Annotated in this window: 24 protein-coding genes and 1 tRNA gene; 19 read left to right on the top strand and 6 right to left on the bottom strand. The window is 69.3% G+C overall.

What is annotated here, in order from left to right:
• Positions 1-52 precede the first annotated feature (52 nt).
• The 9 genes from obgE (at position 53) to CI089_RS10660 (ending at position 6,863) form a co-directional block, all read left to right on the top strand.
• Positions 53-1,564: a GTPase ObgE gene (obgE, locus tag CI089_RS10700; protein ID WP_094261571.1), complete on the top strand. Its 1,512-nt coding sequence runs from the start codon at positions 53-55 to the stop codon at positions 1,562-1,564.
• A complete protein-coding gene (gene proB / locus CI089_RS10695) occupies positions 1,561-2,385 on the top strand; it encodes a glutamate 5-kinase (protein WP_094261570.1) in 825 nt (274 codons plus the stop codon). The genes obgE and proB overlap by 4 nt, the downstream gene beginning before the upstream one ends.
• A gap of 38 nt (positions 2,386-2,423) precedes the next feature.
• A complete protein-coding gene (locus CI089_RS10690) occupies positions 2,424-3,686 on the top strand; it encodes a glutamate-5-semialdehyde dehydrogenase (protein ID WP_094261569.1) in 1,263 nt (420 codons plus the stop codon).
• Between the two features lie 47 nt (positions 3,687-3,733).
• Complete coding sequence (locus CI089_RS10685) at positions 3,734-3,961, top strand: hypothetical protein (protein ID WP_023950781.1); 228 nt, start codon at positions 3,734-3,736, stop codon at positions 3,959-3,961.
• 10 nt (positions 3,962-3,971) lie between these two features.
• Positions 3,972-4,568, top strand: a complete 597-nt coding sequence (nadD, locus tag CI089_RS10680) for a nicotinate-nucleotide adenylyltransferase (RefSeq protein ID WP_094261568.1) — start codon at positions 3,972-3,974, stop codon at positions 4,566-4,568.
• Positions 4,565-5,740, top strand: coding sequence for a hypothetical protein (locus CI089_RS10675; RefSeq protein ID WP_094261567.1), 1,176 nt, complete (start codon positions 4,565-4,567; stop codon positions 5,738-5,740). Before nadD ends, CI089_RS10675 begins: the two co-directional genes overlap by 4 nt.
• Positions 5,737-6,126: a ribosome silencing factor gene (rsfS, locus tag CI089_RS10670; protein ID WP_023950777.1), complete on the top strand. Its 390-nt coding sequence runs from the start codon at positions 5,737-5,739 to the stop codon at positions 6,124-6,126. The genes CI089_RS10675 and rsfS overlap by 4 nt, the downstream gene beginning before the upstream one ends.
• 27 nt (positions 6,127-6,153) lie before the next feature.
• Positions 6,154-6,229 (top strand) — tRNA-Ala (locus CI089_RS10665).
• Positions 6,230-6,392: 163 nt separating this feature from the next.
• Complete coding sequence (locus CI089_RS10660) at positions 6,393-6,863, top strand: peptidoglycan-binding domain-containing protein (RefSeq protein WP_256977811.1); 471 nt, start codon at positions 6,393-6,395, stop codon at positions 6,861-6,863.
• Here CI089_RS10660 and CI089_RS10655 read toward each other — a convergent pair.
• Genes CI089_RS10655 through CI089_RS10640 form a run of 4 tightly spaced genes read right to left on the bottom strand, consistent with a single transcriptional unit; the run spans position 6,801 to position 10,233 of the window.
• Positions 6,801-7,724, bottom strand: a complete 924-nt coding sequence (locus CI089_RS10655; RefSeq protein ID WP_373441597.1) for a 3-methyladenine DNA glycosylase — start codon at positions 7,722-7,724, stop codon at positions 6,801-6,803. The genes CI089_RS10660 and CI089_RS10655 overlap by 63 nt on opposite strands.
• Positions 7,725-7,761: 37 nt before the next feature.
• Complete coding sequence (locus CI089_RS10650) at positions 7,762-8,469, bottom strand: SOS response-associated peptidase (RefSeq protein ID WP_094261565.1); 708 nt, start codon at positions 8,467-8,469, stop codon at positions 7,762-7,764.
• A gap of 44 nt (positions 8,470-8,513) precedes the next feature.
• On the bottom strand, positions 8,514-9,548 hold the full coding sequence (locus tag CI089_RS10645) for an App1 family protein (RefSeq protein ID WP_094261564.1): 1,035 nt from the start codon (positions 9,546-9,548) through the stop codon (positions 8,514-8,516).
• Between the two features lie 4 nt (positions 9,549-9,552).
• Positions 9,553-10,233, bottom strand: a complete 681-nt coding sequence (locus tag CI089_RS10640) for a DedA family protein (RefSeq protein WP_094261563.1) — start codon at positions 10,231-10,233, stop codon at positions 9,553-9,555.
• A gap of 42 nt (positions 10,234-10,275) precedes the next feature.
• On the opposite strand from CI089_RS10640, the gene CI089_RS10635 reads away from it, so the two are divergent.
• The 8 genes from CI089_RS10635 (at position 10,276) to CI089_RS10600 (ending at position 21,415) form a co-directional block, all read left to right on the top strand.
• Positions 10,276-11,604: a chorismate-binding protein gene (locus CI089_RS10635; protein ID WP_094262455.1), complete on the top strand. Its 1,329-nt coding sequence runs from the start codon at positions 10,276-10,278 to the stop codon at positions 11,602-11,604.
• 51 nt (positions 11,605-11,655) lie between these two features.
• Positions 11,656-14,238, top strand: a complete 2,583-nt coding sequence (leuS, locus tag CI089_RS10630; RefSeq protein ID WP_094261562.1) for a leucine--tRNA ligase — start codon at positions 11,656-11,658, stop codon at positions 14,236-14,238.
• A gap of 71 nt (positions 14,239-14,309) precedes the next feature.
• Complete coding sequence (locus CI089_RS10625) at positions 14,310-14,738, top strand: thioredoxin family protein (protein ID WP_256977809.1); 429 nt, start codon at positions 14,310-14,312, stop codon at positions 14,736-14,738.
• Position 14,739: 1 nt separating this feature from the next.
• Positions 14,740-15,255: a DUF4395 domain-containing protein gene (locus tag CI089_RS10620; RefSeq protein WP_094261561.1), complete on the top strand. Its 516-nt coding sequence runs from the start codon at positions 14,740-14,742 to the stop codon at positions 15,253-15,255.
• A gap of 205 nt (positions 15,256-15,460) precedes the next feature.
• Positions 15,461-16,834, top strand: coding sequence for a glutamate decarboxylase (locus tag CI089_RS10615; RefSeq protein WP_094261560.1), 1,374 nt, complete (start codon positions 15,461-15,463; stop codon positions 16,832-16,834).
• Between the two features lie 11 nt (positions 16,835-16,845).
• Complete coding sequence (locus tag CI089_RS10610; protein ID WP_094261559.1) at positions 16,846-18,405, top strand: amino acid permease; 1,560 nt, start codon at positions 16,846-16,848, stop codon at positions 18,403-18,405.
• Positions 18,406-18,473: 68 nt separating this feature from the next.
• Complete coding sequence (locus tag CI089_RS10605) at positions 18,474-19,088, top strand: ComEA family DNA-binding protein (protein WP_256977808.1); 615 nt, start codon at positions 18,474-18,476, stop codon at positions 19,086-19,088.
• A complete protein-coding gene (locus tag CI089_RS10600) occupies positions 19,085-21,415 on the top strand; it encodes a ComEC/Rec2 family competence protein (RefSeq protein ID WP_256977807.1) in 2,331 nt (776 codons plus the stop codon). Before CI089_RS10605 ends, CI089_RS10600 begins: the two co-directional genes overlap by 4 nt.
• An 11-nt stretch (positions 21,416-21,426) precedes the next feature.
• Here CI089_RS10600 and CI089_RS10595 read toward each other — a convergent pair whose 3' ends face one another.
• A complete protein-coding gene (locus CI089_RS10595; RefSeq protein ID WP_094261558.1) occupies positions 21,427-22,029 on the bottom strand; it encodes a TetR/AcrR family transcriptional regulator in 603 nt (200 codons plus the stop codon).
• A 93-nt stretch (positions 22,030-22,122) separates the two neighbouring features.
• Between CI089_RS10595 and CI089_RS10590 the strand changes: the two genes are divergently transcribed.
• Together CI089_RS10590 and holA are read left to right on the top strand one after the other, a co-directional pair.
• A complete protein-coding gene (locus CI089_RS10590; protein ID WP_094261557.1) occupies positions 22,123-23,238 on the top strand; it encodes a zinc-binding alcohol dehydrogenase family protein in 1,116 nt (371 codons plus the stop codon).
• A 41-nt stretch (positions 23,239-23,279) separates the two neighbouring features.
• Complete coding sequence (gene holA / locus CI089_RS10585) at positions 23,280-24,320, top strand: DNA polymerase III subunit delta (RefSeq protein WP_094261556.1); 1,041 nt, start codon at positions 23,280-23,282, stop codon at positions 24,318-24,320.
• A 92-nt stretch (positions 24,321-24,412) separates the two neighbouring features.
• Here the strand turns inward: holA and rpsT are convergent, their stop codons facing one another.
• Complete coding sequence (gene rpsT / locus CI089_RS10580; RefSeq protein WP_023950754.1) at positions 24,413-24,673, bottom strand: 30S ribosomal protein S20; 261 nt, start codon at positions 24,671-24,673, stop codon at positions 24,413-24,415.
• Between the last annotated feature and the right edge of the window lie 97 nt (positions 24,674-24,770).

The following is a 24,770-nucleotide window of genomic DNA, read 5'->3' as shown; positions in this document are numbered from 1 at the left end:
GCGAGGGGCGGGCTTCGGCTCGCCCCTCGCCCTGTTTTCCAGGAGGCACCGCATGGTGACGTTCGTCGACCGGGTCACGCTGCATCTGCGTGCCGGCAAGGGCGGCAACGGCTGCGTGTCGGTGCGCCGCGAGAAGTTCAAGCCGCTCGCCGGCCCCGACGGCGGAAACGGCGGTGACGGCGGCGACGTCGTCCTCGTCGCCGACCCCCAGGTGACGACCCTGCTGTCGTATCACCACTCGCCGCACCGCTCGGGTGGCAACGGCGGCTTCGGCATGGGCGACAACCGTTCGGGCGCGGCGGGGGAGCACCTCGAGCTCCCGGTCCCGGTCGGCACGGTCGTGAAGACCCCGGAGGGCGAGACCCTCGTCGACATGGTCACTCCGGGCATGCGCTTCGTCGTGGCTCCCGGGGGCCAGGGCGGGCTCGGCAACGCCGCGCTTGCTTCTCCGAAGCGCAAGGCCCCGGGTTTCGCGCTCCTGGGCACCCCCGGCTGGGAGGGTGACGTTCAGCTCGAGCTGAAGACCGTCGCCGACATCGCCCTCGTCGGCTTCCCCTCGGCGGGAAAGTCGAGCCTGATCGCCGCGATGTCGGCCGCGCGCCCCAAGATCGCCGACTACCCCTTCACGACGCTGCACCCGAACCTCGGCGTCGTGCAGGCCGGCGACGTCCGCTACACGATCGCGGACGTGCCCGGTCTCATCGAGGGTGCGAGCGAAGGCCGAGGTCTCGGTCTCGAGTTCCTCCGTCACGTCGAGCGCTGCTCGGCCCTCGTCCACGTGCTCGACTGCGCCACGCTGGAACCCGGACGCGACCCCATCACCGATCTCGACGTGATCCTCGCCGAGCTCGGGGCCTACCCGGTGCCCGAGGGGCAGGTTCCGCTGCTGGAGCGACCGCAGCTCATCGCCCTGAACAAGACCGACGTCCCCGAGGCGCGAGACCTCGCCGACCTCGTCCGTCCGGATCTCGAGGCGCGCGGCTATCGGGTGTTCGAGATCTCGACCGTCAGCCGGCAGGGCCTCCGCGAACTGTCGTTCGCGATGGCCGAGCTCGTGGCCGAGCACCGTGTCTCGGCGGCGGCCGAGGTTCCCGCAGAACGGATCGTCATCCGCCCCAAGGGCGCGGAGCGCGACTTCACCGTCCGCGTCGAAGGCGGAACATACGGCAACGTCTACCGCATCCTGGGCGCGAAGCCGGTTCGGTGGGTCCAGCAGACCGACTTCCAGAACGAGGAGGCCGTGGGCTTCCTCGCCGACCGTCTCGACAAGCTCGGCATCGAGGACGAGCTGTTCCGACTCGGCGCGACTCCGGGATCCACCGTGGTCATCGGCGAGGGCGACGGGATCGTCTTCGACTGGCACCCGTCGCTGTCGTCGGCCGCTGAGCTCATGTCCGCTCCGCGCGGCACCGACCCGCGGCTCGATCTCAACCCGCGCCGGACCTCCAACCAGCGCCGTGAGCGCTATCACGAGCGTATGGACGCGAAAGCGGAGGCCCGTGCCGAGCTCGAAGCCGAGCGCCGTGCGGAGAAGTCGCGAGGTGCCGACGAGGACGACGCGTGAGCCTGCTCTCGCGCGCCGAGCTCAACGGCGCCCGACGTGTGGTCGTGAAAGTGGGATCGTCGTCGATCAGCGGCGAGAACGCGGGCAAGATCGATTCTCTCGTCGATGCCCTCGCGCAAGCGCATGCGCGCGGCACCGAAGTCGTGCTGGTGTCTTCGGGCGCGATCGCAACCGGTATGCCGTACCTGCGTCTCGACGAGCGACCGACCGACCTGGCGACCCAGCAGGCCGCCGCGGCGGTCGGCCAGAACGTCCTCGTCTACCGTTATCAGGACGCGCTGCGGCAGTACGGGATCGTCGCCGGTCAGGTTCTGCTGACGGCGGGCGACTTCGACGATCCGACGCACCGCTCGAATGCACGGCGTGCGATGGAGCGGCTGCTCGGGCTGCGCATCCTGCCGATCGTGAACGAGAACGACACCGTCGCCACGCACGAGATCCGCTTCGGCGACAACGACCGACTCGCTGCCCTCGTGTCACGCCTGATCGGTGCCGACGCCCTCGTGCTCCTGAGCGACATCGCCTGCCTGTACACCCGCCCCCCGAGCGAGCCCGGCGCACGCCCGATCGACACGGTCGCATTCGACGACGACCTGAGTGCATACGAGTTCGGGGCGACGGTCGTCAACAGCGTCGGCACCGGCGGTGCGGCCACGAAGGCCTCGGCGGCGCGGCTGGCTGCCGAAGGCGGTGTCGCGGCGCTCGTGACGAGCATCGACCTCGCGAGCGACGTGCTCGCGGGTGCCGACGTCGGCACCTGGTTCGAGGCGAACCCGGCCCCGGTTCTCCCGCAGGGCACCGGGGCGATCGGCGTCGCCTGAGACGGGGCCGCCGTCGTCTCCGTCGCTAGACTGGCGGGATGACCACCGCCGTCGCAACCGACGTCTCGGAGCGCCTGCGCGCCGCCAAGCGTGCGAGCCGCTCGATCGGCCTCCTCGACGATGCCGCCAAGACAGCACTCCTCGACGACATCGCCGACGCGCTCATCGCCGACACCGGGCGCATCGTCGCAGCGAACCGCGACGACCTCGAGCGCGGGGATGCGGCAGGCATCTCGGCCGGCCTGCGCGACCGTCTCCTCCTCGACGATGGGCGGGTAGCCGCGCTCGCGAGCGCGGTCCGCGATGTGGCGCGGCTTCCCGACCCCGTCGGCCGTGTGCTCGACGAGCGGCAACTGCCCGGCGGTGTGCGGCTGCAGAAGGTCTCCGTGCCGTTCGGGGTCGTCGCCTCGATCTACGAGGCACGGCCCAACGTCACAGTGGACATCACCGCTCTCGCGCTGCGCTCCGGAAACGCCGTGGCGCTTCGCGGCGGGTCGGCTGCCCAGTCGACGAACGGCGCCCTCATCGAGTCGATGCGGAACGCGCTCGATCGCGCTGGAGTCGACCCCGACGGCATCCAGACCGTCGATGATTTCGGCCGTGACGGCGCCCGGTTCCTCATGCGCGCTCGCGGCTTGGTCGATGTACTCGTTCCTCGCGGCAGCGCTCAGCTCATCGAGACCGTCGTGACCGAGTCGACGGTCCCGGTCATCGAGACGGGCGCCGGAGTCGTGCACATCGTCCTCGACGAATCCGCGCCGCTCGACTGGGCTCGCGACATCGTCGTCAACGCGAAGTCGCAGCGGCCCAGCGTCTGCAACGCTGTCGAGACCGTGCTCGTCGTCCGTTCGGCCGCCGAGCGCCTCATCCCGCCGGTGTCGGAGGCGCTCGTCGAAGCGGGCGTCACCATCCACGGAGACGACGCGGTGCGTCGCCTGGTGCCACAGGCCGTTGCGGCGACCGAGGACGACTGGGCGACCGAGCACATGAGCCTCGACCTCTCGATGCGCGTGGTCGACGACCTCGACGAAGCCCTCGAGCACATCCGCCGCTACTCGACGATGCACACGGAGGCGATCGTGACGGCCGACGACGCCCATGCCGAACGCTTCCTCGCCGAGGTGGACGCGGCGGTCGTCATGGCGAACGCCTCGACGCGGTTCACCGACGGCGGCGAGTTCGGCTTCGGCGCCGAGGTCGGGATCTCGACCCAGAAACTGCACGCCCGCGGTCCGATGGGACTTCCCGAGCTGACCAGCACGAAGTGGCTCGCGCGCGGCGCCGGGCAGACGCGCGCCTGACCACCTAAACTTGACATGCGCCGCCGCGCGAAACGAACGGAGCCCCGATGACCCTCGCCACGATCACCGCATTCGCCGCCGAGCAGACCGAGCACCACGGCAATGTGCAGGCGGAGACGATGATCTTCGGCGTCATCGCCCTGGTCATCTTCCTGGCTCTCGGTCTCGTGACGCTGTCCTACCGCAACGTCGCCAACCGCCACGCCGGCAAGGCAGAGGCCTACGCCGCGGCCCACGGGAACCAACTGACGCAGTCGGAGAACGGCCACCACTGAGGCTGCTCCGATGACGGGAACGCGTGCGCCGCGTATCGGCGTGATGGGCGGCACGTTCGACCCGATTCATCATGGGCACCTGGTGGCCGCGAGCGAGGTCGCGCAGTCGTTCGACCTCGACGAGGTCATCTTCGTGCCGACCGGCACGCCGTGGCAGAAGTCGTTCGTGTCACCGGGGGAGCACCGGTACCTGATGACGGTCATCGCGACGGCGTCCAACCCGATGTTCACCGTGAGCCGAGTCGACATCGATCGCGACGGCCCGACGTACACGATCGATACGCTGCGTGATCTCAAGGCCCAGCGTCCCGATGCGGACTTCTTCTTCATCACCGGAGCGGACGCCATCGCCCAGATTCTCAGCTGGAGGAACCATGATGAACTGTGGGAGCTCGCCCATTTCGTCGCGGTCTCGCGTCCCGGCCACACGCTTTCCAGTGCCGGACTGCCCAGCGATGACGTGAGCCTGCTCGAGATCCCCGCGCTGGCCATCTCATCGACCGACTGCCGGGCACGAGTCGGACGCGGACATCCGGTGTGGTACCTCGTTCCAGACGGGGTCGTCCAATACATTGCGAAGCATCATCTCTATCGGAGCAAGGCATGAGCGACAACGAGCAACAGCCACCGACTCCGCAGCTGACGCGCCGGCAACTGCGTGAGCTGCGCAACACGGCTTCCAATCCGATCATCGTCGACCCTGACGCCGCCGACGACGCCTCGGCGATCGCAGCCGAGCCGGCACCAGCCCCCGCGCCGCTGCCGCGCGCTGCGGAGCCGGTCGAGGTTCCGCCGGCCCCGCTGCCGCAGGCCTCGGTCGATCTCGGATCGCCCGCGCTGACCCGCCGTCAGGCGCGGCTGCAGGAGAAGATCCGCACCGCTTCGATCCCCGTCGTCACGGCGACCGGCGAGCACCCGGCCGTTGCGGCCGAGCCCGACGCCTCCGCGCCCGATCACAGCGACGCCGACGACACGGCTCGTACGGCCGACCCCGATGCCTCCGACGAGGGTGTCCAGTCCGGCGTCTCTCTCGACGCTCCGGAGGCTGAAGGCGAGGCTGAGACGCCGGACGGCACGGATGCCGAGACGACGGCGGCCTCGCCGGACATCGCCGATGCCGCTTCCGAGTCCGAGTCAGCTGATTCCGAGGCTGCCGATGCGGAGCAGACCGTCTCCGAAGAGACCATCGCCGAAGACCACATCGGCGCGGAGGACGACAGCGCGGTCGATGAGAACGCGGACGATGAGAACGCGGACGAAGCGGAGCCCGAGCGTCACGTCGTCTCGAACGACCTCGGCGCTGATCTGCTCGCGGGGGAGTCCGCGGCAACGGATGTGCCCGCATCGTTCGATCAGCTGCTCTCGCGCAGTGCCGCCGCGACGGGCGCCTTCACGACACCGAACGCCTTGATCCTCGCTGAGAACCCGGACGGCGGGCCGTTGGTGGCACCGGTCACCGCGACCGGCGAGGTTCTGATCACCGGGACGTTCACGCTGCCGGAGAACTTCGGTTCGACCGGCGTCGTCCCGGGTGTTGCGGACGGCAAGGAGGTCGACGCGGTCCTCGTGGACGGCGAGCTGCCGGCCTCGTCGTCTCCGACGCCCATCGCCGCAAGCGCGGCCATCTCGACCATCAAGAGCGCCGAGGACGTCATCCGTCCGCCGGCGCCGGAGAAGGGCAGCCGTTGGACGGTCGCCCTCGCCATCACCGCGGGGGCGCTCGCCCTCGCTCTGGCGGGCGTTCTGCTCGTCTCGCTTTTCACAGGAGTCTTCGGATGAGTTCACAAGCAGTCATCGACATGGTCGCCGTCGCCGCGGCGGCCGCGGAATCGAAGGGCGGCGAGGACCTCGTCGCCCTCGACGTGTCGCAGCCCCTCCCGCTCGTCGACGCCTTCCTGCTCGTCAGCGGCAACAGCGAGCGCAACGTCGCCGCAATCGCCGACGCGGTCGAGGAGAGCATGCTCGAAGCCGGCCACAAGCGCCTGCGTCGTGAGGGGCGCACCGAGTCGCGTTGGGTGCTGCTCGACTTCGGCGACCTCGTCGTGCACGTGTTCCACGAGCAGGAGCGCGTCTACTACGGGCTCGAGCGCCTGTGGAAGGACTGCCCGGTCATCCCGATCGAGGCAACCGTGGTCACGAGCACCCCCGGAGATGTTGTAAGCTAAATGAGTTCCCGCGAGAGCGGAAACCACGGGCCTGTGGCGCAGCTGGTAGCGCACCTGCATGGCATGCAGGGGGTCAGGGGTTCGAGTCCCCTCAGGTCCACCAATCGATATGAAAAGCCCCGCCGCAGGCGGGGCTTTTTGGTGTGCGTCGTCGTCCGCATCAGAGCCCTCTTATGCGGGCCGCGGATCATCTGTATCGTTCATCGAATTCACCGCAATCGCCTCGGCAGACGATGCCGAGCTCTGAAAATAAATGTGAGCGAACGATGACGTTCTCAGCCTTGATGAAACGAGCGGCGATCGCCGCCGCTCTTCTGCTCGTCGGAAGCGGTCTCGCGGCGGCACCTGCTTCCGCGTATGCGGATTCGGGCGCCGGCGGAGCTTCTCCGACCGCGTCGGCGCGCGCCGCCTCCTACTGTTACAGCTACGAGAACATCACCCCGGGAAACGGGGCGTGGTACAAGATCCCGCGTGCCGGGAACACATACAACTGCATCCTCGAATCGGGGAACAACAGCGTTGCGGTGACCGTGCTGCAGCAGACGCTCAATCGCTGCTACGGCCGCGGTATTGCGGAAGACGGGGCATTCGGCCCCGCGACCTATAACGCCCTCATGTATGCGCAGAGCGTCGAGGGAATCGGCGTCGACGGTGTTTACGGCCCGACCACACGGTCACACATCAAGTGGTGGGGCGGCGGATCGATCTGCACGCGTGGCTCGCAGCTCGGGCTCTGATCCGACGACATCGAGCACCGCGGCGCGAAGCGCCTGGCCGCGGGCGCTCAGCAGCCGCTGCTGGCGCACATACTCGGCCTTTCCGTCGGCTGTCTCGATCGCAACGGGGGAGTAGCCCCAGTCGCGCAGGTCGTAGGGCGAGGCGCGCATATCGAGTTCTCGGATGTCGCGAGCCAGGACGAATGCGTCGAGGAGCAGATGCCCCGGAACGAGGGGGCCGAGCTTCAGCATCCACTTGTAGACGTCCATCCCGGCGTGCAGGCATCCCGGTTGCTCGCGTCCGGGCGCCCCTTCTCGGTCGAGCGGTTCACGGTTGAGCGGCACGGCCTCGGGGGTGAAGAAGCGGAAGGCGTCGAAGTGCGTGCAGCGCAGATCATGGGCCTCGACAACGGCATCCGTTCCCGCCGCGCCGAGCCGGAGCGGGATCTCGTGCCGCTTGGCGTCGGTGCGATAGACCATCGCCCATTCGTGCAGGCCGAAACATCCGAAGGCAGCCGGGCGATCGCGTGTCGCACGGAGGAGGCCTGTCACGCCACGGTAGAGCGAAGCGCGCTCGGTCCGGAACTGCTCGTCGGCCACGCGCGCGTGGGCGTCGCCGACCGTCTCGTACCAGCGCCAGCCGCCACGCTCCTCCGCAGCGCCCTCGAGCACGACGTGCGGGCCCGGATGCCAGCGCCGGAGGATGGCCGGCTTGTAGGAGTAATACGTGAACAGGAAGTCCTCGACCGGATGCTTCTCAGCGCGCGAAGCCCGCCGCCGGTGGGCCTCGGTCAGCGCGTCGGCACGCTCCGCATGCGAATCGGACAGCTCACGCCAGACCTCCGGCGCGAGCTGAACGGGTTCGAAGGGGCGGAGCGTCACCTCTCGAGGATAGACACCGGTGCGCTGGGAAGCCGCGTCACACCGGCTCGATGAGCGATGGATCGTCGTTGCGCACGTTGCCCACAGCAGGCCCGACGGCGAACCAGGTGAGCGTGTCGACGACGGCCGGTGCCGCGTCCGACACCGCGTCGAGCAGGTCGGCCGGGTACTCGGTGGTGGGATCGAGCCAGACGTCGGCGTACTCCGCGTCGATCATCAGCGGCATCCGGTCGTGGATCTCCGCCAGGCCGCCGACCGCGGAGCGGGTCAGGATGGTGAAGGTCAGCAACCAACGGCCGGGATCGTCGGCGGGGCGCGACGGATCCTTCCACCACTCGTAGAGGCCGGCGAAGAAGAGCGGCTCACCGCTCTCGGGCCGGATGAAGTGAGGCGTCTTCGCGTCGGCAGGGCCCTGCCACTCGTAGTAGCCCGAAGCCGGGATGACGGCGCGGCGCGATACCAGTGCATCTCGGAACGTCGGCTTCTCGGCTGCTTCTTCGGACCGGGCGTTGAACGCCCGCACGCCCACCGACGGATCCTTCGCCCATGCGGGCACGAGGCCCCACCGTGCCGACGCCAGTCGACGTGTCGGCGGCTCGGTCTTGGCCGAGTCGAGCACGATGGTCGCCTGAGCGGTGGGCGCGATGTTGAACGAGGGGGAGGGCAGATCGTCGGGAACGACTTCGGCGTGCAGAACGCTCGCGAGCTCGGAACCGACGCGGGCTACGACGAAACGACCGCACATGTTTTCAGCGTAGGGCGCGGGTGCGACATCCGTCGGCATCGACCTCAGTCGCGCTCGATGACGCCGACATCGGCGAGCCGGTCCAGGAGCGCCGCTCCGTCGGACCCGGTGACCCAGGGCACCTGAGCCGCGGAGTGATCGTTGACCGCGGTGCGGCCACCCGCGAGGACGGCCTCGGCGGGCGACAGGCGACGGATCGCGACCGCGCGCACCCGGTCGGGGTTCTCGCTGGCGAACGCCGTGTACAGCGCGTCGTCGTGCTGGCCGTCATCGCCGACGAGGAGCCAGCGGACGTTCGGAAACTCCTTCGCGAGGCGCCGCAGGTTCTCGGCCTTGTGGTCGCGTCCGCTGCGGAACCAGCGGTCGTGCGTCGGTCCCCAATCGGTCAGGAGCATCGGACCCGACGGGAAGACGTGTCTTCTGAGGAACCGCATGAGCGTCGGGGCGACGTTCCAGGCTCCCGTCGAGAGATAGATGACCGGGCTGCCGGGACGGTCACGCGTGAGACGCTCGAGCATGACGGCCATCCCGGGGACCGGTTGACGCGCGTGCTCGTCGAGGACGAAGGAGTTCCATGCCGCCACGAACGGGCGCGGCAGAGCGGTCACCATGACGGTGTCGTCGATGTCGGAGATGATGCCGAAATCGACGTCGCCGGAGATCACGAAGACGCGCGTCTCGATGACCTCGCTGCCCTCGACGGTCATCGTGATCGTCTGCCAGCCGGGCTCGAGCGCCCCGGGCAGCTCGACGTCGATGACGCCGCCGCGGTCGGCCACGATCTCATGGGTCGTACCGGCGACGGTGACCTTCACCTGCGCGAACGCCACCGGCACCGACGCGAAGCTGCGCCAGCCACGGACCGACGCGTACTCGCCGCCCTTCGTGGGGCGTTTCTGGGGTGCGATCAGCACGCGTCCGAGGACGCGGACCCACCCGTCACCGCCGTAGCCCGGGTATGCGGCGACGGTCGGTCGTTGACCGCGCGCGCGGGCGCGTCGTTCGCGCCACGAGTGGAAGCGGCGCTCGAGGCGCGCCAACCACAGGATCTTCTTCCGTGGTGCGGGTGAGGAAGCCATCGCTTCAGTCTTTCACGTCCCCGTCCGCGAGTCGGGTCTTCTCCTCCTCGAGCCGCAGATGACGCGCCTCGCGGCGGGTGATCAGACGCTTCATGAGGTAGGCGAGAACCAGGAACACGACGATGACGCCGACGAAGAGGTAGCCGGCGTACTGGATGTTGTCCGAGACGGCGCGATAGGTCTTCGCCGCCGCGGCGACGACGCCCACGTAGAGTGAGGTCCAGATGACACACGCCGGCGCCGTCCACGCGAGGAACCGGCGGTAGGAGAATCCGCTCATGCCGACCGTCAGTGGCACGAGCGAGTGCAGGACGGGCAGGAACCTCGAGAGGAAGATCGCGGGGCCGCCCCGGCGGCGCAGATACAGCTCCGAACGCACCCAGTTGTCCTCGCCGATCCGCCGGCCGAGACGCGAGAAGCGGATACGCGGGCCGAGCCAGCGCCCGAGGGCGAACCCGATCGACTCGCCCGCGAGTGAGCCGGCGATGACACTGGCGCCCAGGATGAACCCCTCACCGACGCTGCCCACAGCGGTCGCGGCCACGATGACGACGGTGTCGCCGGGCACCACGAGACCGATGAGCACGCTGGTCTCGAGCATGATCGCGATACCCGCCACGACCGTGCGCAACACCGGGTCGATGCTCTGCACAGTGTTCAGAATCCAGTCGAGGATCTCGTTCACGCTCCGAGCCTAGGGGCGTGGCCCAAGACATAACCTGTGATCGTGCCCGAGACGACCAGCTTCCGCTGCCTCGACGGGTGGATCGACCCCGCCGTGCTCGTCGGCGCGGTGCCCGGTGAGCACGTCTTCTGGCTCGACGCCGGTGTCGACGCCGCCTCGGGATGGAGCTGGCTCGGTTCCGGCGAGCCGGCCGAGGCCCCCGACCCCATCGTGGACGGGTCTTCGACGTATGCGAGGAGCGACGCCGAGCGCGCCGGGCCCTTCCTCGGCGGCTGGGTCGGCTGGGCGGGCTACGACGCTGCGGCGTCACGAGCAGGAGCGCCGGCGCAGCGGGACGCCGACGAACCCGAAGCGCTCTGGCTGCGGGTGGAGCGATTCGTGGCGTTCGACCACGCGGAGCGGCGCGTGTGGGTGGCGGCACCGGCCGAGGCGGTGGCGGACTTCGCCGCGGAGGTCGACCGCTGGCGCGAGGGCGCCGTTGCCGTCAGCGAGGAATCGGCGGCCATGCGTCGACTCGACGCCGCGGCCCGCGTCGGGCCCGAACGCTACGCCGAACTCGTCGAGGAGTGCCGCGACGCGATCCGACGGGGCGACGCTTACCAGCTCTGTCTCACGACCCGGTTCACCGTGCGGGACGAACGCCCGATCGATGCGCTCGGGGTGTTCCGGAGGCTCCGGGCCGCGGCATCCTCGCACCACGGCGGGCTGATCCGGTCGGGGAAGCGCGCGCTGATCAGCGCGAGTCCCGAGCGATTCCTCGGGCTCGCCGCCGGCACCGTCCTGACGAGCCCGATCAAAGGCACCCGGCGGCGCGGCCGCGATGCGGCATCCGATGCACGGCTCGTCCGGGATCTCGTGACGAGTCCGAAGGAGCGCGCGGAGAACGTCATGATCGTCGACCTCATGCGCAACGACCTCCAGCGCGTGAGCGACCCCGGTTCCGTCGTGGTCGAGCGGCTGCTCGAGGTCGAGACGTATCCGGCCGTGCACCAGCTCGTCAGCAGTGTGTCGGGATCGATCCGACCGGGCACGCGCCTGTCGGAGGTGCTCGCCGCGACGTTCCCGGCCGGGAGCATGACCGGCGCGCCGAAGCTCTCGGCGATGGCGATCCTGCACGTCCTCGAGCGCGCCCCGCGGGGGACATACGCGGGATGCTTCGGCTGGGTCGGCCGCGACGGCGATGCAGACCTCGCGATGGTCATCCGGTCGATCGTCGTCGACGACGGCACCGCCTACGTCGGTGCGGGCGGGGGCATCACGTGGGGATCCGAGCCGGAGGCCGAGGTGGACGAGGTCGCGCTGAAGGCGCGGGCGCCGCTCGCCGCGCTCGGAGCCGAGCTGCCGCCCCGGTGGCGGGAGCGGGTCCGGTAGCCTGGGAGCGGTGCTCTCGCGCCCTTTTCGCATTCCCAGATTGGTTCACCCGTGACCGACAGCTCCACTGATCGCGCCCACACGCCCGATTCCGCCGCTTTCGACGCCCACGCCGTTCAGGCGAAGTGGCAGCGCGCCTGGGCAGACGCCGATCCCTTCCGTGCCGGCGGCGACGACGACAAGCGTCCCCGCAAGTACGTCCTGGCGATGTTCCCGTACCCCTCGGGCGACCTCCACATGGGGCACGCCGAGAACTACCTCTACTCCGACATCGTGGCGCGCTTCTGGCGCCACCGCGGCTACAACGTGCTGCATCCCATCGGCTGGGACAGCTTCGGTCTGCCCGCTGAGAACGCCGCCATCAAGCGCGGCGCCGACCCCCGTGCGTGGACGTACGACAACATCGCCCAGCAGAAGCAGAGCCTGCACGAGTACGGCGTCTCGTTCGACTGGAGCCGCGTGCTCCACACGAGCGACCCCGAGTACTACACCTGGAATCAGTGGCTCTTCCAGAAGCTCTATGAGAAGGGGTTGGCCTACCGCAAGGAGAGCCCGGTCAACTGGTGCCCGAACGACCAGACGGTGCTCGCCAACGAGCAGGTCGTCGACGGCCACTGCGAGCGCTGCGGCGCCGAGGTCGTGAAGAAGAAGCTCACGCAGTGGTACTTCAAGATCACCGAGTACGCCGACCGCCTGCTCGACGACCTGAACCAGCTCGAGGGCTTCTGGCCGCAGAAGGTCATCCAGATGCAGCGCAACTGGATCGGTCGGTCGGTCGGCGCCGACATCGACTTCGAGATCGAGGGCCGCGACGAGAAGGTCACGGTCTTCTCGACCCGGCCCGACACGCTGCACGGTGCGACCTTCATGGTCGTCGCGCCCGACTCCGACCTCGCGGCGGAGCTCGCGGCCGGTTCTTCCGAAGAGGTGCAGCAGCGCTTCCGCGAGTACCTGCAGACCGTCCAGAAGACGAGCGAGATCGACCGGCAGACTGCGGACCGTCCGAAGACCGGTGTCTTCCTCGATCGGTTCGCCATCAACCCCATCAACGGTGAACGGCTGCCGATCTGGGCGGCCGACTATGTGCTCGCCGACTACGGCCACGGCGCGGTCATGGCCGTCCCGGCCCACGATCAGCGCGACCTCGACTTCGCGCGAGCGTTCGACCTGCCGGTCCGGGTCGTCGTCGACACGACGGCCCCCGTCACGGGTGCGATGCCCGTCATCGAGCTCGACGACGAGGGCGTGCCCGTCGACTCCGCGCCCGCGATCGACGAGCTCGACCCCGCCCGCACCGGCGTCGCCCTCACGGGTGAGGGACGCATGATCAACTCGGGCGCGCTCGACGGCCTGAGCAAGCGCAATGCGATCGCGCGCGCGATCGAGCAGCTGACCGCGAGCGGCACCGGCCGCGCCGCCAAGACCTACCGCCTGCGGGACTGGCTGATCTCGCGGCAGCGCTTCTGGGGAACCCCTATCCCGATGATCCACACGGAGGACGGCCGGATCGTTCCGGTGCCCGCCGAGGAGCTTCCGGTCCGCCTCCCGTCCGTGGAGGGCCTCGATCTCACGCCGAAGGGCGCGTCGCCGCTCGGTGCCGCGACCGACTGGGTCACGACGACCGACCCCGAGACGGGGGAGCCGGCCCTGCGGGACCCCGACACGATGGACACCTTCGTCGACAGCTCGTGGTACTTCCTGCGCTTCCTGTCGCCGAACGACGCGGGCCAGCCTTTCGCGCCTCGCGAGGCGGACAAGTGGGGCCCGGTCGACTTCTACATCGGCGGCGTCGAGCACGCGATCCTGCACCTGCTCTACGCGCGGTTCATCACCAAGGCCCTCTTCGACATGGGCCAGGTGGAGTTCACCGAGCCGTTCTCGAGCCTCATCAACCAGGGCATGGTCATCCTCGACGGCGCGAAGATGTCGAAGAGCAAGGGCAACCTCGTGCTCTTCCAGGAGGAGCTCGAGCAGCACGGGGCCGACGTCCTGCGTGTGGCACTGGCTTTCGCCGGGCCCGTCGAAGACGACAAGGACTGGGCAGACGTCTCGACGACGGGAGCGGCGAAGTTCCTCGCCCGCGCGCTGCGCGTGGCCGCGGACGTCGACAGCGAGATCGACGTCGTCTGGGCCGAGGGGGATGCCGCGCTCCGTCGCGTCACGCACCGCCTGTGGGCAGACGCTCCGGGGCTCGTCGAGCAGACGAAGTTCAACGTCGTCGTCGCGCGACTCATGGAGCTCGTGAACGCCACCCGCAAGGTCATCGACAGCGGTGCGGGCGCGAGCGACCCGGCGGTTCGCGAGGCGGCCGAGGCGATCGCCGTCATCCTCGATCTGTTCGCTCCGCACACGGCTGAGGAGATGTGGGAGACGCTGGGCCACCAGCCCTTCGTCGGGCTCGCCGTCTGGCGTCAGCCCGACCCGACGCTCCTCGTCGAGGAATCCGTCACCGCGGTCGTCCAGATCGACGGGAAGGTGCGCGGCACGCTCAGCGTGTCGGCGAAGATCTCCTCCGACCAGCTCGAGGCGCTCGCCCGGAACGACGAGAAGATCGTCCGGGCGCTGAACGGCCGTGAGATCTCTCGAGCCGTGGTGCGCGCACCCAAGGTGGTCAGCTTCACCACCGCTCGCTGACGACGGCGGGGGAGTCGTCACAGGGTGACACACTTCCCCGCCGCCGTCGTCCGCGGGCTACCGTGGCGATCGTGCAGCCGCTTCCCGCCGTCATCCTGACCGTCGTGCTCGTCGCGTTCGTCGCGGCGATCGGCCTGGTCTCCCGGCGGTTGCACAATCGGACGCGCGACGTCGCGGACGGCGACGTCCTGACTCCCGCGATGGTCGACACGCCCGCCTTCGGCGAGTCTGCAACCCTGCTGCAGTTCAGTACCGAGCTGTGCTCTCGGTGCCCCGCAGCGCGGCGCGTGCTGTCGTCGCTCGCCGAGGATCATGACGGCGTCCGCCACGTCGAGGTGGACCTCACGCGTCGCCCCGACCTGACGCGCCGGTTCGACGTGATGCAGACACCCACGGTGCTCGTGCTCGACCGCACCGGGCGCGTGCGTCGACGCACCGGCGGGGTCCCGGATCGGTCCGCGCTCCAGGCCGAGCTCACCCGCCTCATGCAGGAGGTCTGAGATGACCACGATCGAACGCCTCGACGTGCGGGGGCCACGCTTCGCCGCGTCCATCACGGCGGCACTGCTGCTCGTGGCCTTCCTCGCTTCGCTTCTCGGAATCGCGACGGCGTCCGCGGACGCCGAACCGCGCCTGGCTGCAGCGCCGCTCGCCGATCGGGTCCTCGACGCGGGCTTCCTGCTCCTGGTTTTCGCCGCGCTGCTGTTCCTCTGGGGCGTCGTGTCGCCGCGGACCGCGCCCTGGGCTGTGCTCTTCCGCCGCGTCGTGCGGCCACGCCTGTCACCCCCGCGAGAGTTCGACGACGCGCGTCCGCCGCGTTTCGCGCAGGGAGTGGGCCTCACGGTGACGGCGGCGGGACTGCTCCTGCATCTCGCAGGCGTTCCGTGGGCGTTGCCGATCGCCGCTGCGCTCGCGTTCGCAGCCGCATTCCTGAATGCCGCGTTCGGCTTCTGCCTGGGCTGCGAGATGTATCTGCTGCTGCAGCGGGCGGGTCTTGTCGGGCGCGCGCGGGCGTAGCCCGATCTGACCGTACCTCCTCCGATTTCTGCGTCTGATCCGGTTTCCGAGCTCCAGGTTCGGGGTCGATTCGCGGTGTCGTCGACCCCCCTTGTGACGTCTGGAGGCCCGTCCTAGCTTGGGTGGCATTCACAGGGGCGGCTTCGACCGCGGGGACACGGTCGACCCCTCGCCGCCTCTATTCGGCGTGCAGTAAGGAGACGAAATGAACGACGAGACGATCAGCCCGGCAGCCCCTCTGTTCACCAGGCCCACGGAGGCGAAGGGCGCGCCGAGGCACGTGATTCCGCAGAACGAATCCCTTCCCGCAACGGCGAAGCAGATCGTCGAGGACGAGACGATCCTCGACGGAAATGCGCGTTTGAACCTCGCCACGTTCGTGAGCACGTGGATGGACGACGAAGCGAAGGATGTCTACACCTCGTCGTTCGACAAGAACATGATCGACAAGGACGAGTACCCGCAGACGGCGGCGATCGAGGACAACTGCTGGAGGATGCTCGCCAATCTGTGGAATTCTCCGGATGCCGGACACAGCATCGGCACCTCGACCATCGGCTCCTCGGAGGCCTGCATGCTCGGCGGGCTCGCGTTCAAACGGCGTTGGCAGCAGCTTCGCCGGGCACAAGGCAAGGACGCGTCCACTCCGAACCTCGTCATGTCGAGCGCCGTGCAGGTGTGCTGGGAGAAGTTCTGCAACTACTTCGACGTCGAGCCCCGATTCGTTCCGATCACCGAGGAGCACAAGACGCTCGACGGCCACGATCTGGAGAAGTACGTCGATGAGAACACGATCGGCGTGGTGGCCATCATGGGCGTGACGTACACCGGGATGTACGAGCCCGTCGCGCAGATCGCCGCGGCGCTCGACGCCATCCAGGAACGCACCGGTCTCGACATCCCCATTCACGTCGACGGCGCGTCAGGCGGGATGATCGCGCCCTTCCTGCAGCCCGACCTGGTCTGGGACTTCCGTCTCGAGCGGGTCCATTCGATCAGCACCTCGGGCCACAAGTACGGCCTGGTGTATCCGGGCCTCGGCTGGGTCGTGTGGCGCGAAGCGCGGTGGCTGCCCGAAGACCTCGTCTTCCAGGTGAGCTATCTCGGCGGCGAGATGCCGACGTTTGCGCTGAACTTCTCGCGGCCGGGCGCTCAAGTGCTGCTCCAGTACTACCTGTTCCTCCGGCTCGGTTTCGAGGGATACCGTGCCGTGCAACAGGAGTCGCAGGACGTCGCGAAGTATCTCGCCGCCGGGATCGGCGCGCTCGATGCGTTCGAGCTGTGGAACGACGGCAGCGACATCCCGGTGTTCGCGTGGCGTCTGAAAAAAGGACACACCGACAACTGGACGCTGTACGACCTGCAGGACCGGTTGCGGATGCGCGGCTGGCTGGTGCCGGCCTATCCGATGCCGGACGATCTCACCGACATCACGGTGCAGCGCATCGTCGTGCGCAATGGGCTGAGCATGGATCTCGCCCAGTCGCTGCTGGCCGACATCCAGCGCGAGGTGACGTACCTCGACGGCCTGCAGTCGCCCATGCCCACGGCCGCCGCGAATTCGGCGTTCCACCACTGAGGCGCGTCGTCATGTCCACGTCTCAGCCATCCCCCCGTACGACGCCGAACCATCCCCTGGCACCTCGGTCGAGCGTCACGACCTACCTCGGTGTCGGCCAACTCGCGCTGCTGACGCTCGTCGTCGTCGCGAGTCTCCGCTCGCTGCCGGCGATGGCGGTCTTCGGCCTCGGCAGCGTGACCCTGTACATCCTCCCGGCGATCTTCTTCCTGATTCCGACAGCACTGGTCGCGGCAGAGCTCGCAACGGGCTGGAAAGGCGGCATCTACGTCTGGATCCGTGAAGCGATGGGCAACCGCTGGGGCTTCACCGCCGTCTGGCTCCAATGGATCCAGAACGTCGTGTGGTACCCCACGCAGCTGGCGTTCATCGCCGCCGCGCTCGCGTTCGTCTTCCTCGATCCGTCGCTGTCGAGCTCGGGCTTCTTCACCGCTGTGGTGATCCTCGTGCTGTACTGGGGCTCGACGCTGGTGACGCTCCGCGGCGGAAACCTCTTCGCGAAGCTGGGCTCCTGGGGCGGCATCCTCGGTACGCTGCTCCCAGCAGCCATCCTGATCGTCTTCGGGGCGATCTGGGTCTTCACCGGCGAGAAGAGCCAGGTGCCGCTCACGCCCGACGCGGTGATCCCGCCGTTCACCGGCATCGCATCGATCGTGCTGATCGTGTCGAATTTCCTCGCCTATGCGGGCATGGAGGTCAACGCGGTGCACGTGAACCAGATGAAGGACCCGGGCCGCGGATTCCCGCGGTCGATCCTCATCTCGTCGATCCTGATCCTGCTGGTGTTCATCCTGCCGACGCTTGCCATCTCGGTTGCGGTGCCGCAGGAGGAGCTCGGACTGACGAACGGGATCATGCTCGCGTTCCAGGAGTACTTCCAGCACTGGGGCGTGGGGCAGTGGGCGACGGCCGCGATGTCGGCGCTCATCGCGGCGGGCGCTCTCGCCTCGGTGATCACCTGGATCGCGGGTCCGTCCAAGGGCGTGCTCGCGGCAGCGGAGACCGGGCTCCTCCCGCCGCTGCTGCAGAAGAAGAACAAGGCCGGCGTGCAGTCGGGCATCCTCATGCTGCAGGGCACGATCGTCACGATCCTGGCGGCGATCTTCATCGTTGTTCCCAACGTGAGCGCGGCATTCGTGGCACTGATCGACATGGCCGCGGCGCTCTACCTGATCATGTACATGATGATGTTCGCCGCTGCGCTCGTGCTCCGACGGACGCAGCCGGGCGTGAAGCGCACGTACCGGGTACCGGCCATGGGGCTGGTCGCCGGCGTCGGGTTCCTCGCGAGCCTCGCCGCGTTCGTGTTCTCGTTCATCCCGCCGTCGGGGTTCAGCGCCTTCTCGCCGGCGCTGTATCCCTGGATCGTCGGGCTGGTGATCATCGTCCTCGGGGCTCCGCCGCTCATCTTCTACGCCGTGCGCAAGCCGTCGTGGGACATGCGCACCGCGGAGGACAAGAGCGTTCCCGTCACCCATGAGGCGGATCCACCCCCCGGAGCGGATTCGGGATCTGCGCCGACAAGTCGACGACGACCGGACGGGACACCGGGCTCTCCCCACACGGGGTGATGCGCACGTTCTCCCGAAGCGACGACCCGCGGCCGAGCGGTCGGGAGCGTCCCGCCTAGCCTGACGGCGTGACTGCTCCCGACCCCGCTCCGGCCCGGCGCCGCCTGGGTGTCGGGGCACTGGTCGTCCTCGTTCTCGCCGCAGCGGCGGTGACTGTCGCGATCGGAATGATCCGCTCGCTCGCGGCGCCGGTGGCCGTGGTGAGTCCCGTCGTGACGCCGACGGCCGGGCCAGACAGCGACAGCGGCGCCGCCGCTGTCTACGTTCACGTCCATGGCGCCGTCGTGAGTCCCGGCCTGTATCGCCTGGACGCCGACGCGCGCGTGGTCGACGCTGTGGCCGCGGCCGGCGGGTTCAGCGACACGGCCGATCCGGCGGGAGTGAACCTCGCGCGCACCGTCACCGACGGCGAGCAGCTCTTCGTCCCCGAGCCCGGTCAAGCGCCGCCCGCGTCGGCAGGCAGCGGACCGTCCGGCGAGGCTAGTGCGGGCGGCCTCGTCGATCTCAACACGGCGGATGCCGCTGCGCTCGATACCCTCCCGCGCGTCGGCCCTGCCCTGGCCGAGCGGATCATCGCCTGGCGCGAGGAGAACGGGCGTTTCACGAGCGTCGAAGACCTGCTGGCGGTATCGGGGATCGGCGAGAAGATGCTGGAGGCACTGCGGGAACGGGTCCGCGTGTGAGCGGCCGCATCCGCCGTCGCGACCTCCGCCTGCTCCCCGTCGCGATCGGTGTCTGGGTGGCCGCACTCGTGGCGACGCACCATCCCGAGGTCGCGGGGATCCTGGCGACCGCGCTCTGGACGGCCGCGACGGGGTTGCTGGTGGCCTTGGCGATCTCCCTTCGCAGGTCACGCGGCGCCGCACGCCCGCGACGTACGCCGATCACGATCGTCGCCGTCACTCTCGCTTTCGCCGCCGCGGCCGTGTCACACACCGCGATGAGCGCGCCGGACCGCGATCGGGTCCTCGCATTGCCCCTCTCCGGCGGGCGGGTGGTGGCGATCGAGGCCGATGTCACGGGAAAGATGGAGAGCTCTGCGACGGGCTGGCGTTTCGACGCCATCGCCACCCGTATCCGGGTCGGCGGCGACGTCACCACGACCCGGGTGCCGGTCGTCGTCCGCACGGCCGAGCGTCCCGTCGGGCTCGACCTCGGCGCAACCGTCTCGCTCAGCGGCTCCGCCGCGCCTGCCCGGCCGGGAGAGCGGGCGGTCCTCGTCGTCACGGCGAGCGGCCCGCCGGAGGTGGTCTCCCGGCCACGCGGGCCCCTCGCGCTGGCTTCAAGCCTCCGGACAGCGCTGCTCGCGCAGGCCGCTTCGCTGCCGCAGCCGGGCGCGGGCCTGGTCGCAGGGCTCGCAGTCGGCGACACATCCGCGGTCACTGCCGAGCTCGATGCGCAGATGAAGACCGCTTCGCTCTCGCATCTGACCGCCGTCTCCGGGGCGAACTGCGCGCTCGTCGTCGGAACAGCGTTCATTGGCGCCGGGATGCTGGGGCTGCGCCGCCCGTGGCGCGTCACGATCGGGCTCGCGGCGCTCTCGGGCTTCGTGATCCTCGTCTCACCCGAGCCGAGCGTCGTGCGTGCGGCCGCCATGGCCGCGATCGCGATGCTCGCAGCGCTGCTCGGGCGCGCGGGCGCGGGAGCCTCCGTTCTTTGCCTGGCGATCGTCGTGTGCCTGATTGCCGATCCCTGGCTCGCAGGCAGCATCGGTTTCGCGCTTTCGTCGGCCGCGACGGGAGCGCTGATCCTGTTCGCCGGCCCCGTGAGCGACTCGCTTCACCGCGTCATGCCGCGACCCCTCGCGCTCGCCATCGCCGTGCCGGCCGCGGCGCAGCTCGCATGCACTCCGATCCTGGTGATGATCGACCCGAGGCTGCCTGTCTACGCTGTCCTCGCCAACGCGTTGACCGCGCCCGCGGCGCCGCTCGCGACCATCGCCGGCCTCGCGGCATGCCTGAGCGCCGGGGTGCCGCTGTTGGCGAGCGGTCTCGCCGCAGTCGCGTGGGTGCCCTGTGCCTGGATCGCCGCCACAGCGGAGGCGGTCGACGCCGTCCCGGGTAACTCGATCGCCTGGATCCCGGATGCGCCAGGGGTCATGCTGGCGACGCTCCTCTGCACCGCGCTGCTGCTGGCTATGCTGCCCGGCACCCCTCGCCGGGTTCATCGCATCTCGACGGGGCTCGTCGCCCTCGCAGTGGGCGGGGCGGTCGGCGCGGGCCTCGTAACGGGGCCGCTCGACCGCGCGCGAACACCCGAGGACTGGGCGATCGCAGTGTGTGACGTGGGCCAGGGCGACGCGGTCCTCCTACGATCGAGCGACGCCGTCGCGCTCGTCGACACCGGTCCCGATCCCGACGCCCTCCGCGCGTGCCTGGACCGCTTCGGGGTCAGCCGTATCGATCTCCTCCTACTCACCCATTTCGACCTCGACCACGTAGGCGGCAGCGATGCGGTCATGGGGCGCGTCGGGGTGGTTCTTCACGGCCCGGTCGCGGAGCAGCAGGAGGACCAGCTGCTGGCGCGGCTCGGCGCGGCCGGGGCAGAGGTGCGCACGGCTTCCGCCGGGATGGCGGGAATGCTGGGCGCCGCGGAGTGGGAGGTGCTGTGGCCACACAGTAGCGCGAGCGGGTTCGCGCCCGGCAACGATTCGAGCGTCGTGATCGATGTCCGCGGAGGCGGCATTCCCGCCGTGCTGCTCCTCGGCGATCTCTCGGAGACGCCCCAGCTGGCCCTCGGCGCCGCGCTGCGGTCGACATACGACGTCGTGAAGGTGTCGCACCACGGCAGCGCCGACCAAGCCGCGTCGCTGTACCGCCGACTCGGCGCACGTGTCGCCCTGATCGGGGTGGGGGACAACTCCTACGGCCATCCCCGCGAAGAAACCCTCGCCCTCCTGCGCTCGCTCGGGAACGAGATCGTCCGCACCGACGAGACCGGGGCGGCAGCCCTCACCATGACGGATGACGGCATCCGGGTGTGGCGCGAGCGTGTCGCGGTATCGGAGTGAACCGCGCGCCGTCAGCCGACCCCGTCGACCGAGGCTCCCGCCGCGTCATCACGTGATCGCGCGATGATCGCGAGCCTGGCGTGCAGATCCTCGACGGTCGAAGCGAGCGTCGCCGCGCCCGCATCGGCGGTCCACAGCTCGAGCGCGGTGTCGAAGAGGCCGGCCACCGTGCGGGAGATGAGTGCGGCGTCGACCGGATCGACGCCGCGCCTCGCGAGCCCATCGCGGATCGCCTGCGCCAGCACCGCTGACTTCGATCGCTCGCGCTCGATGAGATGTGGGTCGGTGGCGATGATCGATCGGCGCTCGCGGATCGCGTCGCGCCAAGCCTCCAGCTCGGGCGTGACGGCGAGCAAGCCGTGCATGGCCAGTGCCATCGGGTCGAGCCCGTCGGGCGCGGCGGCGAGAAGGTCGGCAACGACATCCGGAAACTCGCGCTCTCGCAGAAAGAGCACGTCGCGCTTGTCGGGAAAATGCCGGAAGAACGTCCGCGTCGTCAGACCCGCACGTTCCGCGATCTGCGGCACCGTGGTGGCCGCATACCCCTGCGATCGGAACAGCTCGATCGCCGCTCGTTCCAGGCGCAGTGCGGCATCGGGGGCCCAGCGTGGCATGAGGCGAGCCTACCTGATGACATCGTGTGACATCATGGACACGACGCAGTGATGACATATCGTGTCATCGCCTCTCGGAACGGAGCCCACCCCATGTCATCGAACGCCGCCGCTTGGCTCCCGTCTCCGCGAGCCGATCTCGTCGTCCGGCCCGCCGCGCTGCACGAGCCGGGCCCGGGCGAGATCCTCATCCGCAGCCGGGCGGTCGCGGTGAACCCGCTCGATGACGTCAAGCAATGGACCGGCGATCTGATGTACCGCTGGCTGCGCTATCCCGCCGTGCTCGGAGAGGATGTCGCGGGCGAGGTCGCCGCCGTGGGGGAGGGCGTGACGCGCTTCGCGGTGGGCGACCGCGTCGCCGCCTACGCGGTCGGGATGGAGCGCGGCCGACGCCATGAGGCGGAAGGCGCGTTCCAGCTCTACGTCGTCGTGCGAGAAGACCTCGCGACCCCGTTGCCCGACGGTCTTCCGTACGAGCAGGCCGCGGTGCTGCCGCTCGCCGTCTCGACGGCGGCCACGGCTCTCTTCCAGGATGATCAGCTCGCACTCCGCACCCCGACCTCTGACGCACCACCGACGGGCGAGACCGTGGTCGTGTGGGGCGGCGCGACGAGTGTGGGGAGCAACGCGATCCAGCTGGCGGTGGCGGCGGGCTATCGCGTCATCACCACCGCGTCACCGCACAACGAGGCGCGAATGCGCGAGCTCGGCGCGGAGCTCGTCGTCGACTACCGCGACCCCGCAGCCGTCGCCGCCGTCGTGTCGGGCGTCGGAGGCCGCTCGCTCGCCGGAGTGGTCGCGATCGGGGCGGGCTCAGGCACTGCCGCGGTGAGGATCGCCGCCGCGGCCGGCGCGCGTCGCGTCGCTCTGCTGAGCCCGCCGGTCGCTTTCACGTCGCTTCCGCGTCGCCGTGGCCCGAGCATCGCGTTCCTGCGCACGATGACGACGATCGGGTCGTCTCAGCTCGCGACGCAGGCTCGGGCTCGCCGCCACGGCATCGCGGCCCGGTTCGTCTGGGGAAGCTCTCTCATGGCCAACAGCGTCGGACCCATGCTGTGGGAGCAGTACTTGCCCGGGGCTCTCGCCGAGGGCCGGCATGTCTGTGCCCCCGAGCCCGAAATCGTCGGGGAAGGTCTGGAGAGCATTCAACGCGCGCTGAACCTGCTTCACGCAGGCGTCTCGGCCCGAAAGCTCGTCGTCCGCCTGTAGTGCCACCGATCGGGGTCGGTGGTCGCGATTAGGCTGGGAGCATGCCGCCGAGTCCCCGACGTCCTGCCGCCCGCGGTGCCGCGAAGTCGGCCATCCGGCAGCTGTCGTGGCGCGCGCCGGAACCGGCGCCCATCGTGCTCGTCGCAGGCCCCGAGGAGGTGTGCGCGGAGCGCGCCATCGCCGGACTCCGCGACTATCTGAAGGCCGAAGACCCGAGCCTCGAGGTCTCCGACATCCGCGCCGACGACTACACCGCGGGCACCCTTCTCGGGATGGCGTCACCCTCACTCTTCGGCGAACCTCGGCTCGTGCGAGTGGCGGGCGTCGAGAAGTGCTCCGACGCCTTCCTCACGGAGGCCCTCGCGTATCTCGAGAATCCGCAGGAGGGCGCCACGATCGTCCTGCGGCACACGGGTGCGAGTGTCCGGGGCAAGAAGCTGCTCGAGGCCATCCGTTCCGGCATCGGGGGCGGTGTCGAGATCTCGGTTCCCGCGATCAAGCGCGACTCCGACCGTTTCGACTTCGCGGCGGGCGAGTTCAAAGCCGCGGGCAAGCGAATCGCTCCGTCGGCGCTCCGGAGCCTCGTCTCCGCTTTCGCCGACGACCTGACCGAGCTCGCTGCCGCCTGTCAGCAGCTCATCTCGGACGTGCCCGGTGACATCGGCGACCAGGTCGTCGAGAGGTACTACGGGGGCCGCGTCGAGACGACCGCCTTCGCCGTCGCCGACACCGCGATCGCCGGCCGCTACGGCGAGGCCCTCATCACGCTGCGGCACGCTCTGGCCAGTGGGGCCGACCCCGTGCCGCTCGTCGCCGCGATCGCCTCGAAGCTGCGCACTATGGCCCGCGTCGTCGGCACGCGCGAGCCGTCTGCCGCGCTCGCTGCCCGGCTCGGCATGAAGGACTGGCAGGTCGACAGAGCCAAGCGCGATCTCGTCGGCTGGACGGAATCCGCCCTCGCGACCGCGATCCAGGCGGCCGCCCGCGCGGATGCCGAGGTGAAGGGCGCCTCGCGCGACCCGGTCTTCGCGGTCGAGCGGCTTGTCACCGTCATCGCGACGCGGGCACCCTACGGGTCCTGACCGCGCAGCGAGGCGCCACTGAACCCGCCGCGAAGAGCGGGCACAAAGCGAAAGGCCCGCCCCACGAGGGGACGGGCCTTCGACAGCGGGGCTCAGAGAGCGGCGACCTGCTTCGCGATAGCCGACTTGCGGTTCGCAGCCTGGTTCTCGTGGATGACGCCCTTGCTCACGGCCTTGTCGAGCTTCTTCGAAGCCTTGGCCAGCGCCTTCTCGGCAGCAGCCTTGTCGCCGGCGGCGATGGCCTCGCGGGTGCGACGCACCTCGGTCTTCAGCGCGCTCTTGACGGCCTTGTTGCGCTCGCGCGCCTTCTCGTTGGTCTTGTTGCGCTTGATCTGCGACTTGATGTTCGCCACGTTCGACGTATCTTTCGTTCGGAGTTTTCGGTGGATGTGCCGGGCGACAGTAGAGGGATGCCGCACGGCGGTCGTGTGAGGGAGGAACCCACACGGC

Source organism: Microbacterium sp. Yaish 1 (genome assembly GCF_002245215.1).
In the GTDB taxonomy this organism is placed as follows: Bacteria; Actinomycetota; Actinomycetes; order Actinomycetales; family Microbacteriaceae; genus Microbacterium.
This window is presented reverse-complemented; position numbering and strand designations above follow the sequence as displayed.